This is a genomic window from Streptomyces sp. NPDC007189 (assembly GCF_040703635.1).
In the GTDB taxonomy this organism is placed as follows: Bacteria; Actinomycetota; Actinomycetes; order Streptomycetales; family Streptomycetaceae; genus Streptomyces.
This window is the reverse complement of sequence record NZ_JBEYEY010000011.1, coordinates 90,852-103,942: the sequence shown is the minus strand read 5'-3', so window position 1 is coordinate 103,942 and position 13,091 is coordinate 90,852. Positions and strand designations below refer to the sequence as shown.

Below are 13,091 nucleotides of genomic sequence, written 5' to 3'. Positions count from 1 at the left end.
CTCGTAGCTCCCCAGGTGTGGGGCGACTAGGTTCCTCACCGGTCCGTATCCGACAGTTCGACATCCGAGGTGACGTAGGCGTGGCTCTTCCGCCCCTTACCCCCGAACAGCGCGCAGCCGCGCTCGAAAAGGCCGCCGCGGCTCGCCGGGAGCGGGCCGAGGTCAAGAATCGACTCAAGCACTCCGGCGCCTCCCTGCACGAGGTCATCAAGCAGGGCCAGGAGAACGACGTCATCGGCAAGATGAAGGTCTCCGCACTGCTCGAGTCGCTGCCGGGCGTGGGCAAGGTCCGCGCCAAGCAGATCATGGAGCGTCTGGGCATCTCCGAGAGCCGCCGCGTGCGCGGTCTCGGTTCCAACCAGATCGCTTCCCTGGAGCGTGAGTTCGGCAGCACCGGCTCCTGAGCTCGTCTCCCCGCGCAGGGGGAGTCGGACCGGGAGTCCCGGGCACACCGGGATTGCTGGAATAATCGCTGCATGAGTGAACGTCCGCGGCTGACCGTGCTCTCCGGCCCCTCGGGGGTCGGCAAGAGCACGGTCGTCGCCCATATGCGCAAGGAACACCCCGAGGTCTGGCTCTCGGTGTCGGCCACCACCCGCAAGCCGCGCCCCGGCGAGAAGCACGGAGTCCACTACTTCTTCGTCACCGACGACGAGATGGACAAGCTGATCGCCAACGGCGAGCTGCTGGAGTGGGCCGAGTTCGCCGGCAACCGCTACGGCACGCCCCGCGCGGCCGTGCAGGAGCGGCTGGAGAAGGGGGAGCCGGTCCTGCTGGAGATCGACCTCCAGGGCGCCCGGCAGGTGCGGGAGTCCATGGCGGACGCCCAGCTGGTGTTCCTGGCTCCGCCCTCCTGGGAGGAGCTGGTGCGCAGGCTGACCGGCCGGGGCACCGAGCCGCCCGAGGTCATCGAGCGCCGCCTGGAGGCGGCCAGGACCGAGCTGGCGGCCGAGCCGGAGTTCGATACGACCTTGGTCAACACCTCCGTCGAGGACGTGGCGCGCGAGCTGCTAGCCTTGATGGATGTTGTGTGATCACGTTGCGTGGTCATGAATGGTCTTTTCCCACCCATCGGAAGGTAGAGCGTGTCCTCTTCCATCACCGCGCCCGAGGGCATCATCAACCCGCCGATCGACGAGTTGCTTGAGGCCACCGACTCGAAGTACAGCCTCGTGATCTACGCGGCCAAGCGGGCCCGCCAGATCAACGCGTACTACTCGCAGCTCGGCGAGGGCCTGCTCGAGTACGTCGGTCCCCTCGTCGACACCCACGTCCACGAGAAGCCGCTGTCGATCGCCCTGCGTGAGATCAACGCCGGCCTGCTGACCTCCGAGGCCGTCGAGGGCCCGGCGCAGTAGCACTTCGCGGTCGTATGGTCAGACTGCGATCGACTTGTCCACAGGCCCGGCAGTCACTCTGCCGGGCCTGTGGTGTGTCATGGGGTGTGCAGGGTTCCGAGTCCGGGGAGTGAGCGTGGACAAGCCGAAGGTCGTTCTGGGCGTCAGCGGCGGCATCGCCGCCTACAAGGCCTGTGAGCTGCTGCGCAGATTCACGGAGTCGGGCCATGACGTGCGCGTGGTGCCCACCGCCTCCGCGCTGCACTTCGTCGGCGCCGCCACCTGGTCCGCCCTGTCCGGCAACCCGGTGGCGACGGACGTCTGGGACGACGTCCACGAGGTCCCGCACGTCCGCATCGGCCAGCACGCCGACCTGGTCGTGGTCGCGCCCGCCACCGCCGACATGCTCGCCAAGGCCGCCCACGGCCTCGCCGACGACCTGCTGACCAACACCCTCCTCACCGCCCGCTGCCCGGTCGTCTTCGCGCCCGCGATGCACACCGAGATGTGGGAGCACCCGGCCACCCAGGAGAACGTGGCCACGCTGCGCCGCCGCGGCGCCGTCGTCATCGAGCCCGCCGTCGGCCGGCTCACCGGCGTCGACACCGGCAAGGGCCGGCTGCCCGATCCGGTGGAGATCTTCGAGGTCTGCCGCCGGGTGCTGGCCCGGGGCGTCACCGAGCCCGACCTGAAGGGGCGGCATGTCGTCGTCTCCGCCGGCGGCACCCGCGAGCCCCTGGACCCGGTGCGCTTCCTCGGCAACCGCTCCTCCGGCAAGCAGGGCTACGCCCTCGCCCGCACCGCCGCCGCCCGCGGCGCCCGGGTCACCCTGATCGCCGCCAACGCAGGTCTGCCCGACCCGGCGGGCGTGGACGTCGTACCGGTCGGCACGGCCGTCCAGCTGCGCGAGGCCGTCCTGAAGGCGGCGGCGGACGCCGACGCGGTCGTCATGGCCGCCGCCGTCGCCGACTTCCGCCCCGCGGCCTACGCGACCGGCAAGATCAAGAAGAAGGACGGCCAGGACCCCGACCCGGTCGTCCTGGTGCGCAACCCCGACGTCCTCGCGGAGATCTCCGCCGAGCGCGCCCGCCCCGGCCAGGTGGTCGTCGGCTTCGCCGCCGAGACCGACGACGTCCTCGCCAACGGACGCGCCAAGCTCGCCCGCAAGGGCTGCGACCTGCTCGTGGTCAACGAGGTCGGGGAGCGCAAGACGTTCGGCTCCGAGGAGAACGAGGCCGTGGTGCTGGGCGCCGACGGCAGCGAGACCCCCGTGCCGCACGGACCCAAGGAAGCCCTCGCCGACGTCGTCTGGGACCTCGTCGCCCAGCGCCTGGGCTGAGGTCCGCCCGGCGTCGGCGGCAGGTGCACGTCAGGCTCAATTCGGGTGTGGCGGCCCTGGCCAATGCCGCCCGGCATTGGGCAGAATGCCCGTGCCGCAGGTCACAGCGCTCCCGAGAGGCGAGACAGGTGGCCCATCGGCCGAGTGCGACCGATAAACTGTTCACGGCCGACGCCGGGCGCAGCCTCCGTGCGTCGACCGCAAATGATCAGCCAGCAGCCGCTGCAACCCCAGGGAGCGTTGTGTCCCGTCGCCTGTTCACCTCGGAGTCCGTGACCGAGGGTCACCCCGACAAGATCGCTGACCAGATCAGCGACACCATTCTCGACGCGCTTCTGCGCGAGGACCCGACCTCCCGGGTCGCCGTCGAGACGCTGATCACCACCGGCCTGGTGCACGTGGCCGGCGAGGTGACGACCAAGGCCTACGCGGACATCGCGACCCTGGTCCGCAGCAAGATCCTCGAGATCGGCTACGACTCCTCCAAGAAGGGCTTCGACGGCGCCTCCTGCGGTGTGTCGGTCTCCATCGGCGCGCAGTCCCCGGACATCGCGCAGGGCGTCGACGCGGCGTACGAGGCCCGGGTCGAGGGCGACGACGACGAGCTGGACCGGCAGGGCGCCGGCGACCAGGGCCTGATGTTCGGCTACGCCTCGGACGAGACGCCGACCCTCATGCCGCTGCCGATCTTCCTGGCCCACCGCCTGTCCAAGCGGCTGTCCGACGTGCGCAAGAACGGCACCATCCCCTACCTGCGCCCGGACGGCAAGACGCAGGTCACCATCGAGTACGACGGCGACAAGGCCGTCCGTCTCGACACGGTGGTCGTCTCCTCGCAGCACGCCTCCGACATCGACCTGGAGTCGCTGCTCGCCCCCGACATCCGCGAGTTCGTCGTGGAGCCGGAGCTGAAGGCGCTGCTGGACGAGGGCATCAAGCTCGACACCGAGGGCTACCGCCTGCTGGTCAACCCGACCGGCCGTTTCGAGATCGGCGGCCCGATGGGCGACGCCGGCCTGACCGGCCGCAAGATCATCATCGACACCTACGGCGGCATGGCCCGCCACGGCGGCGGCGCCTTCTCCGGCAAGGACCCGTCCAAGGTGGACCGCTCGGCGGCGTACGCGATGCGCTGGGTCGCCAAGAACGTGGTGGCGGCGGGCCTGGCCTCCCGCTGCGAGGTCCAGGTCGCCTACGCGATCGGCAAGGCCGAGCCGGTCGGCCTGTTCGTGGAGACCTTCGGCACCGCCAAGGTCGACTCCGAGAAGATCGAGAAGGCGATCGACGAGGTCTTCGACCTCCGTCCGGCCGCCATCATCCGCGACCTCGACCTGCTCCGCCCGATCTACGCCCAGACGGCCGCCTACGGCCACTTCGGCCGCGAGCTGCCCGACTTCACCTGGGAGCGCACGGACCGCGTGGACGCCCTGCGCGCAGCCGTGGGCCTGTAAACCGCCCGCTCACAACGAGGCCCGGCTCCCGTCTTGGGGGCCGGGCCTCGGCGCGTCTTGGGGCCCGGGCCTTGGCCTTTCGGGTCTCAGTCGGCCGGGGTCAGCCGGATCCGGCGGCCGTGCCCGTCGTCAGCTCCCCTGCCAGGTGGGGGCGCTGTCCGCGGGGCCTGTTCGTCGGCGGAGGCCGGTTGTCGGTGGGGTTTGGTAAGAATGCAAGGGTGAGCAGCGAGAACGAGCCGGGGGGCGGCGGGGCCGAAGGGGCGCCGCCGGAGCAGCTCGCGCTGATCCGGGAGAGCGTGCGCAAGGCGCGGGCGCCGCGGGCCAAGCCGCGCACCTGGCGGGGGGCCGCGCTCGCCGAGGAGCTGCCCGTCGCCCGGGTGCTCGTCGACAAGGGCGTGCTGCACCTCGACCGGTACTTCGACTACGCGGTCCCCGCCGAGCTGGACGCCGACGCACAGCCGGGCGTGCGGGTGCGGGTGCGGTTCGGGGCCGGGCGGCACCGGGTGCGCGAGGGGCGCCGTGAGGGCGGCGGGCTCATCGACGGCTTCCTCGTCGAGCGCCGCGCCGAGTCCGACTACAGCGGGCCGCTGGCCGCACTGGCCCAGGTCGTCTCCCCGGAGCGCGTGCTGAGCGAGGAGCTGCTCAATCTCGCGCGAGCCGTCGCCGACCGGTACGCCGGAAGCCTCGCCGACGTCCTCCAGCTGGCCGTGCCGCCCCGCAACGCACGAGCGGAGCAGCGGCCGTCCCCCGCGCCGCTGGCCCCGCCCGAAGCGCCCGAGACGGGCTCCTGGGGGCGCTACGAGCACGGCAGCGCCTTCCTCCACGCCCTCGCCACCGGCGGAGCGCCCAGGGCCGTCTGGAACGCGCTGCCGGGCCCGCTGTGGAGCGAGGAACTGGCCCGCGCCGTCGCCGCCACGCTCGCCTCCGGACGCGGCGCCCTGGTCGTCGTACCGGACGGGCGGGCCGCCGCGCGCGTCGACGCCGCGCTCACCGCGCTGCTCGGCGCCGGCCGGCACGCGCTGCTCACCGCCGACGCCGGGCCCGAGAAGCGGTACGCACAGTGGCTCGCCGTACGGCGGGGGTCCGTACGGGCCGTGGTCGGGACCCGGGCCGCCATGTTCGCGCCCGTGCAGGACCTGGGGCTCGTCGCCATCTGGGACGACGGCGACGACAGCCACAGCGAGCAGCACGCCCCGCAGCCGCACGCGCGCGACGTGCTGCTGCTGCGCGCCGCGCTGGACAAGTGCGCCTTCCTGCTCGGCGGCTTCGACTGCACCGTCGAGGCCGCCCAGCTCGTCGAGAGCGGCTGGGCCCGGCCGCTGGTCGCCGGCCGCGACCAGGTGCGCCGGACCGCGCCGCTCGTCCGCACCGTCGGGGACGGCGACCTCGCGCGCGACGAGGCCGCCCGCGCCGCCCGGCTGCCCACCCTCGCCTGGCAGACGGCCCGCGAGGGGCTGCGGCACGGACCCGTGCTGGTCCAGGTGCCCCGGCGCGGTTACGCACCCCGCATGGCCTGCGCGCAGTGCCGGGCCCCCGCCCGCTGCCGGCACTGCTCAGGCCCGTTGCAGGGGCAGGACGCGGGCGTGCTGCGGTGCGGCTGGTGCGGGCGCGAGGAGAGCGCCTGGCACTGCCCCGAGTGCGGCGGGTTCCGGCTGCGCGCCCAGGTCGTCGGGGCCCGGCGTACGGCCGAGGAGCTGGGGCGGGCCTTCCCCGCCGTCCCGGTGCGCACCTCGGGGCGGGAGCACGTGCTGGACACGGTGCCGGGCACGCCCGCGCTGGTGGTGAGCACACCGGGGGCCGAACCGGTCGCCGAGGGCGGATACGCGGCGGCCCTCCTGCTGGACGGCTGGGCCATGCTCGTACGACCGGACCTGCGGGCCGGCGAGGACGCGCTGCGCCGGTGGATCGCGGCGGCAGCGCTGGTACGGCCGCAGAGCGAGGGCGGCACGGTGGTCGTGGTGGCCGAGCCGACCCTGCGGCCGGTGCAGGCGCTGGTGCGCTGGGACCCCGTCGGGCACGCGGTGCGCGAACTGGCCGAACGCGCCGAACTGGGCTTCCCGCCCGTGTCGCGGATGGCGGCGGTGTCCGGGACGTCCGCGGCCGTCGCCGAGTTCCTCGCGTCGGTCGAACTGCCGCCGGACGCGGAGGTGTTGGGGCCAGTGCCGATACCGCCGGCGCCGCCCGGCGGGCCCCGCAGGCCGGGAGCGCCGCCGCCGGGTGAGCACTGGGACCGGGCGCTGGTCCGGGTCCCACCGGGCAGCGGGTCCGCGCTGGCCTCCGCGCTGAAGACCGCGCAGGCCGCGCGTATGGCGCGGGGGAGCGGGGAGGCGGTGCGGGTGCGGATCGATCCGCCGGACATCGGCTGAGCGGCCGGCAGACCTGCTGCCGGTCGCGGCGCCCGCCGGTGGCTGGCTGGCCGGTGGGCGCGGGTGACAAGTTCCTCTTCCGCACGCCTGCCCTGCTGCGCACGTCTGCCCTCCCGGATGTCCGGGAGGGCAGGGAGGAGACGGCGGACGGTCCGCCGTGGATCAGGGGTTGCGCGGGCCGGGGAAGGCCGTCGGGCGGGCGTCGTCGCGCAGGCACTGGCTGCCCGCGGTCGGCTGCGTCGGCATGGAACGGGCCGCGGGGACCGTCGGGACCGTGGGCAGACCGGTGTTCACGTTGACCGTGCGGGTGCCGGACGGCTCCGTGGCCCGCTCGGCCTCGGCCGCCGCCTGGGCCGCGGCGCGGCGTGCGCCGTAACGGCGGTGCACCGCCTGCTTGGTGACGCCGAGCGCCGAGCCCACCGCGTCCCACGAGAAGCCGAGGGAGCGGTCGAAGTCCACGGCCGCCGTGACGAGGGTCTCGACGCTGTCCCGGAGTTCCTGGGCGAGGCGCACCGTCGGGGCGGGGGCGCGTCCGTAGACGACGAAGCCCGTGGACGGGCCGGAGCGGCGCGGGCGGTAGACGTTGCCCAGCTGGGCGGTGAGCGTGCGCAGTGCGTCCACCTGCCGGCGGACCCGCTCGATGTCCCGCACCAGCAAGTGCAGGCTGGCCCGGGCCTGGGCGTCGTGGGTTGCGTGGTCGGCCATGAACAAGCCTCTCGAACCGGCGTTGAAAGGAATCGGGCCGAGAAAGCGGCCCTATGTGGTCAACTCTTTCTTGACCAACGCGTGGGCGCTCCGCTGGTCACGGGCTGGGGGCGTACGGGCATATGCATACGCCGGTGCGGGCTGGTGTGCGCCGCCCGTGGTGTGCGGTTTGTGCTCCCGCCCGCGGTTCCTCTTCCGGGGTCATAGACTGGTGCGCTGCCCGGTCAACCCCCGCCCGAGAGGCCCGATCCCGCCCATGAAGCTTGTCTTCGCCGGTACCCCCGAGGTCGCCGTTCCCGCCCTGGACGCTCTGATCGCCTCCGGGCGGCACGAGGTCGCCGCCGTCGTCACGCGGCCCGACGCGCCGGCCGGGCGCGGGCGCAGGCTGGTCGCGTCGCCCGTGGCCGAGCGGGCGGAGGAGGCCGGGATCGAGGTGCTGAAGCCGGTCAAGCCGAGGGATCCCGAGTTCCTCGAGCGGCTCAGCGAGATCGCCCCGGACTGCTGCCCGGTCGTCGCCTACGGCGCCCTGCTGCCCCGCGTCGCCCTCGACATCCCCGCCCACGGCTGGGTCAACCTGCACTTCTCGCTGCTGCCCGCGTGGCGCGGGGCGGCGCCGGTGCAGCACGCCATCATGGCCGGCGACGAGATCACCGGGGCGTCGACGTTCCTCATCGAGGAGGGCCTGGACTCCGGGCCCGTCTACGGCACCGTGACCGAGGCAATCCGGCCCACCGACACCAGTGGCGACCTGCTCACCCGGCTCGCCTTCGCGGGCGCGGGACTGCTCGCCGCGACCATGGACGGCATCGAGGACGGCACCCTGAAGGCCGTGCCGCAGCCGGCCGAGGGCATCACCGTCGCACCGAAGATCACCGTCGAGGACGCCCAGGTCGACTGGGCCGCGCCCGCGCTGCGCGTGGACCGGGTCGTGCGCGGCTGCACCCCGGCGCCCGGTGCCTGGACCACCTTCCGCGGCGAGCGGCTCAAGCTCATCCAGGTCACGCCCGTGCCCGAGCGCACCGACCTCGCGCCCGGACAGCCGGCCGTCGGGAAGAACAGCGTGCACGTCGGCACCGGTTCGTACGCCGTCGAGCTGCTGTGGGTGCAGGCCCAGGGCAAGAAGCCGATGCGCGCCGCCGACTGGGCGCGCGGCGTGCGCATCGGCGAGAGCGAGACGCTCGGCGGCTGAGCCCCGGCAGCAGGAGGCGGGGACGCGCCGACGTACGCTGGAAAGGCGCATCCCCTTCTTCACATCCGGAGCACCTTTTTCGTGAGCGAGCAGTCCCGGCGCCCCCGCAGGCCCGCCAAGCCCTACCGCCGTCCGCAGAAGGACCCCGTCCGCATCCTCGCCTTCGAGGCGCTGCGCGCGGTCGACGAGCGGGACGCCTACGCCAACCTCGTGCTGCCTCCGCTGCTGCGCAAGGCCCGCGAGAAGGGCGACTTCGACGCGCGGGACGCCGCCCTCGCCACCGAGCTGGTGTACGGCACGCTGCGGCGGCAGGGGACGTACGACGCGGTGATCGCCGCCTGCGTCGACCGGCCGCTCGGCGAGGTCGACCCGCCGGTGCTCGACGTGATCAGCCTCGGCGTGCACCAGCTGCTGGGCACGCGGATCCCGGCCCACGCCGCCGTGTCGGCCACGGTCGAGCTGGCGCGGGTGGTGCTCGGCGACGGGCGCGCCAAGTTCGTCAACGCCGTCCTGCGCAAAGTCGCCCGGGAGGACCTGGACGGATGGCTGGAGAAGGTCGCCCCGCCCTACGACGAGGACCCCGAGGACCATCTCGCCGTCGTGCACTCGCATCCCCGCTGGGTCGTCTCCGCGCTCTGGGACTCCCTCGGCGGCGGGCGCGCCGGCATCGAGGACCTGCTGGAGGCCGACAACGAACGGCCCGAGGTGACCCTGGTGGCGCGGCCGGGGCGGGCCACCGCCGAGGAACTGCTGCGCGAGGACGCCGCCGTAGCGGGGCGCTGGTCGCCGTACGCCGTGCGGCTCGCCGAGGGCGGCGAGCCCGGTGCGGTCGAGGCCGTGCGCGAGGGACGGGCCGGAGTGCAGGACGAGGGCAGCCAGCTGGTCGCCCTGGCACTCGCCAACGCGCCCCTCGAAGGGCCCGACAGCACCTGGCTCGACGGGTGCGCGGGGCCCGGCGGCAAGGCCGCGCTGCTGGCCGCCCTCGCCGCCGAACGCGGCGCCACCCTGCTCGCCTCCGAGAAGCAGCCGCACCGGGCGGGGCTGGTCGCCAAGGCGCTGGCCGGCAACCCGGGGCCGTACCAGGTCATCGCCGCCGACGGGACCCGGCCCCCATGGCGGCCCGGCGCCTTCGACCGCGTGCTCATGGACGTCCCGTGCACCGGACTCGGCGCACTGCGCCGGCGCCCCGAGGCCCGCTGGCGGCGGCGCCCCGAGGACCTGGACAACTTCGCCCCCCTCCAGCGCGCCCTCCTGCGCACCGCCCTCGACTCGGTGCGCGTCGGCGGGATCGTCGGCTACGCCACCTGCTCCCCACATCTGGCCGAGACCCGAGCGGTCGTCTCCGACGTCCTCAAACAGCACCCGGACACCGAGCTGATCGACGCCCGTCCCCTGCTGCCCGGCGTACCGGACCTGGGCGACGGCCCCGACATCCAGCTCTGGCCCCACCTCCACGGCACGGACGCGATGTACCTGGCCTTGATCCGCAGAACTGCTTGACGCCGGTGGGGGCAGCGCCCCTCACCCGCAGCCGAACCACAACCGATACCAACCGCCGTTACAGCCCAGCGCAGCGGCATGGCAGGCTTGGGGCATGGCCCAGATCAACCCCAGCATCCTGTCCGCCGACTTCGCCCGCCTCGCGGAGGAGGCCAAGGCGGTCCAAGGCGCCGACTGGCTCCATGTCGATGTCATGGACAACCACTTCGTCCCGAACCTCACGCTCGGCGTGCCGGTCGTGGAGTCCCTGGCGCGAGCGACGGACACCCCGCTGGACTGCCATCTGATGATCGAGGACCCCGACCGCTGGGCGCCCCAGTACGTCGAGGCGGGCGCCTCCTCCGTCACCTTCCACGTGGAGGCGGCCGCCGCTCCCGTGCGGCTGGCCCGGGAGATCCGCGCCAAGGGCGCCCGCGCGTCCATGGCGCTCAAGCCGGCGACGCCGATCGAGCCGTTCGAGGACCTGCTGCCGGAACTCGACATGCTGCTGATCATGACGGTCGAGCCCGGCTTCGGCGGCCAGGCGTTCCTCGACATCATGCTGCCCAAGATCCGCCGGACCAGGGAGCTGATCGACAAGCACGGCCTGCAGTTGTGGCTCCAGGTCGACGGCGGCGTCTCGGCCTCGACGATCGAGCGGTGCGCGGACGCGGGAGCGGACGTCTTCGTGGCAGGCTCGGCCGTCTACGGCGCCAAGGACCCGGCGGAAGCGGTCCGGGCACTGCGCGCGCAGGCGGAGGCGGCCACCGCGCAGGCGTCCTGGGCATGCGACCACTGAGCCACAGCTACGTGAACGGTTAAGTGAAGGCCGCCCTACAGGGCGGATCACCAGCGCCGAATCTGCAAGGATGAACGGCGAATCCAGAGTGTGAACAGCAGTGAGGAGATCGCCGTGTCGGGTATGTCGGCGGGCCGGTCAGCCATGCGGATGGGACCCGCTGAGCTGGTGCAGGCGGCGGCCATGGCCCGCCGCTTCTACCTCGAGGGCAAGTCCAAGATCCAGATCGCGGAGGAGTTCGGCGTCAGCCGCTTCAAGGTGGCCCGGGTCCTGGAGACGGCCCTCGAACGGGATCTCGTGCGCATCGAGATCCGTGTCCCGGCCGAGCTGGACGCCGATCGCTCCGACGCGCTGCGCGCCCGCTACGGCCTGCGGCACGCCGTCGTGGTCGAGTCCCCGGCCGACGCCGAGGAGACCCCCGACCCCGAGAACCTCGGCGAGGTCGCCGCCGACCTGCTCGGCGAGCTCGTCAACGAGGGGGACGTGCTCGGGCTGGCCTGGGGCCGGTCCACGATCCACATGGCGGCGGCGCTGGACCGGCTGCCGCCGTGCACGGTGGTGCAGCTGACGGGTGTGTACGACGCCGGTACCTCGGAGCGCGGCTCGGTCGAGGCCGTACGGCGTGCGGCCCAGGTGTCGGGCGGCGACGCCCACCCGATCTACGCGCCGATGCTGCTGCCGGACGCGGCCACCGCCGCGGCGCTGCGCAACCAGACCGGGATCGCGCGGGCCTACGAGTACTTCGACAAGGTCACGGTCGCCTGCGTCTCCATCGGCTCCTGGGAGCCGGGTATCTCGACCGTCCACGACATGCTCAGCGACGAGGAGCGGGCGCACTACGCCTCGCTCGGTGTCGCCGCCGAGATGGCCGCGCACCTCTTCGACGCCGAGGGACGCCGGATCGGGCGGGACCTGGGGGAGCGGTGCATCACGGTCAAGGCCGATCAGCTGCGCCGTATCCCGGAGGTCGTCGCGATCGCCGGCGGGCAGCGGAAGGCGGCCGCGATCGACGCGGTCCTGCGCTCCGGGCTGGTCACCAGCCTGGTCACGGACACGTCGGCGGCGGACTACCTGATGACGGCGGGCCCCACCCCCAAGCCGGCCCTCAGCCGAGCGGACCCCGACGGCCACTGACGGGACCACGGCGACCGGTGGGGGAGCACGGGAGGTGTTGGCGGGGCGGTGCCCGTACGTCGCGAGGCGGGGCGGCGTTCCCGAGCGGGGGCAGTACTCGTCGCGCGTCCGCGGGACGGCGCGGCCGGCGGCCATGGTGAACCCCGGTGGTGATCGCGTGGCCGGGCCGGGAACGGCGAGCGCGTCGCGGCCGGCCCCGGCGGGTCGTGGCGCCGTGGGCGCGGGACGGCCGTGGCAGCATCGTCGGCATGTTGCCGCGGTTCGTCACCCACAGGCCCAGACGGTCCCTCGTACCGCACCAAACGGCCGGACCAGCCCTGACGTCGCTCCCCGGGTCCGCAGGGTCTCCGGGGCCGGCCTGCCCGCCCGGACCGTCGCCGACGCCGCCCCGTACGCCCGGACCATCCCCGGCCTCGCCCCCCGCCCCCGGACTGACATCGGCCCTGTCGCGCCTGCTCGTGGCGCTGCTGGCCGGCCTGTTCGTGCTGGTGCTCGCGGGGTGCTCGTCCGGTTCCGGGGCGGGGACGAGCGCGGGGACGCACGCGTCCGGGGCGAGCGCGTCCGCGCCGGTGTGGGCGCGGGGGATGGGCACCGTCAACGCGTCCCAGTTGCCGGCCGAGGCTCGCAGGACGCTCGTGCTGATCGACAAGGGCGGACCCTTCCCGTACGCCAGGGACGGGGTCGTCTTCGGGAACTTCGAGGGGCATCTGCCCAAGCATCCGCGCGGCTACTACCACGAGTACACCGTCCCGACGCCCGGCTCCGGCGACCGCGGTGCCCGGCGCATCGTCACCGGCCAGGGCGGGGAGATCTACTACACCGATGATCACTACAACTCCTTCCGGGCGGTGCTGAGATGAGCGGGGACCTGACGGATCTGACCGGGCGGCTCGTGGTCGACCTGGACCTCGGCGGAGTCACCGGCAAGGCCGGTCTGATGGACCGCGCCGCCCGCGCCCTGACGCTGCCGGACTGGTTCGGCCGCAACTGGGACGCGCTCGCCGACTCCCTCGCCGACCACACGGTCTGGCCGGAGGGCGCCGTCGAACAGGGGCTGCTGATCGTCGTGCGCGGCTGGCAGCCGTACGCCGAGGCGAATCCGGGCGAGTGGCGGACCGCCCAGGACGTGTTCACCGAGGCCGTGGACCGCACGCCCGCTCTCGCCGTCGTGCTGGCCCTTGGAGGATCCGCCTAGGTGATCGGCGCGCACCCTGGACGTTCCGTCGGGGCGTGCCGGCCACCCCGACATGGGACAATGAAGTACGTGCTCTTTTCCCCCCGGCGCACCCGTC

General features: G+C 73.4%; 13 protein-coding genes. 12 read left to right on the top strand and 1 reads right to left on the bottom strand.

Features of this window, described 5'->3' with window-relative positions; genetic code table 11:
- Window positions 1–80 precede the first annotated feature (80 nt).
- The 6 genes from AB0950_RS22695 to AB0950_RS22670 all read left to right on the top strand — a co-directional run bounded on the left by AB0950_RS22695 (window position 81) and on the right by AB0950_RS22670 (window position 6,493).
- Complete coding sequence (locus tag AB0950_RS22695; RefSeq protein ID WP_003977346.1) at window positions 81–404, top strand: integration host factor; 324 nt, start codon at window positions 81–83, stop codon at window positions 402–404.
- A 72-nt stretch (window positions 405–476) separates the two neighbouring features.
- Window positions 477–1,034: a guanylate kinase gene (gene gmk / locus AB0950_RS22690; protein ID WP_360157506.1), complete on the top strand. Its 558-nt coding sequence runs from the start codon at window positions 477–479 to the stop codon at window positions 1,032–1,034.
- A 51-nt stretch (window positions 1,035–1,085) separates the two neighbouring features.
- Window positions 1,086–1,358 (top strand): DNA-directed RNA polymerase subunit omega, encoded by a 273-nt coding sequence (gene rpoZ, locus AB0950_RS22685; RefSeq protein ID WP_003982715.1) that lies wholly within the window; start codon window positions 1,086–1,088, stop codon window positions 1,356–1,358.
- Window positions 1,359–1,473: 115 nt separating this feature from the next.
- Entirely contained in the window at window positions 1,474–2,676 is a 1,203-nt protein-coding gene (gene coaBC / locus AB0950_RS22680; RefSeq protein WP_360157509.1) for a bifunctional phosphopantothenoylcysteine decarboxylase/phosphopantothenate--cysteine ligase CoaBC, read from the top strand.
- Between the two features lie 242 nt (window positions 2,677–2,918).
- Window positions 2,919–4,127, top strand: coding sequence for a methionine adenosyltransferase (metK, locus tag AB0950_RS22675; RefSeq protein WP_360157512.1), 1,209 nt, complete (start codon window positions 2,919–2,921; stop codon window positions 4,125–4,127).
- A gap of 218 nt (window positions 4,128–4,345) precedes the next feature.
- Window positions 4,346–6,493, top strand: coding sequence for a primosomal protein N' (locus tag AB0950_RS22670; protein ID WP_360157515.1), 2,148 nt, complete (start codon window positions 4,346–4,348; stop codon window positions 6,491–6,493).
- A 162-nt stretch (window positions 6,494–6,655) separates the two neighbouring features.
- Here AB0950_RS22670 and AB0950_RS22665 read toward each other — a convergent pair whose 3' ends face one another.
- Window positions 6,656–7,198, bottom strand: a complete 543-nt coding sequence (locus tag AB0950_RS22665; protein ID WP_360157517.1) for a hypothetical protein — start codon at window positions 7,196–7,198, stop codon at window positions 6,656–6,658.
- Window positions 7,199–7,454: 256 nt separating this feature from the next.
- On the opposite strand from AB0950_RS22665, the gene fmt reads away from it, so the two are divergent.
- From fmt to AB0950_RS22635, 6 genes are all read left to right on the top strand, one after another.
- Entirely contained in the window at window positions 7,455–8,387 is a 933-nt protein-coding gene (gene fmt, locus AB0950_RS22660) for a methionyl-tRNA formyltransferase (RefSeq protein ID WP_366779302.1), read from the top strand.
- Window positions 8,388–8,468: 81 nt separating this feature from the next.
- Window positions 8,469–9,887: a transcription antitermination factor NusB gene (locus AB0950_RS22655; RefSeq protein WP_366779301.1), complete on the top strand. Its 1,419-nt coding sequence runs from the start codon at window positions 8,469–8,471 to the stop codon at window positions 9,885–9,887.
- 94 nt (window positions 9,888–9,981) lie between these two features.
- Window positions 9,982–10,665 carry a ribulose-phosphate 3-epimerase gene (rpe, locus tag AB0950_RS22650; protein WP_360157526.1) on the top strand — a complete coding sequence of 228 codons (684 nt, stop codon included), beginning with the start codon at window positions 9,982–9,984 and terminating at the stop codon, window positions 10,663–10,665.
- A gap of 90 nt (window positions 10,666–10,755) precedes the next feature.
- Complete coding sequence (locus tag AB0950_RS22645; RefSeq protein ID WP_360157529.1) at window positions 10,756–11,799, top strand: sugar-binding domain-containing protein; 1,044 nt, start codon at window positions 10,756–10,758, stop codon at window positions 11,797–11,799.
- Window positions 11,800–12,251: 452 nt separating this feature from the next.
- A complete protein-coding gene (locus AB0950_RS22640; RefSeq protein WP_360574030.1) occupies window positions 12,252–12,659 on the top strand; it encodes a ribonuclease in 408 nt (135 codons plus the stop codon).
- Window positions 12,656–12,994: a barstar family protein gene (locus AB0950_RS22635; RefSeq protein WP_360157535.1), complete on the top strand. Its 339-nt coding sequence runs from the start codon at window positions 12,656–12,658 to the stop codon at window positions 12,992–12,994. Before AB0950_RS22640 ends, AB0950_RS22635 begins: the two co-directional genes overlap by 4 nt.
- Window positions 12,995–13,091: the final 97 nt, after the last annotated feature.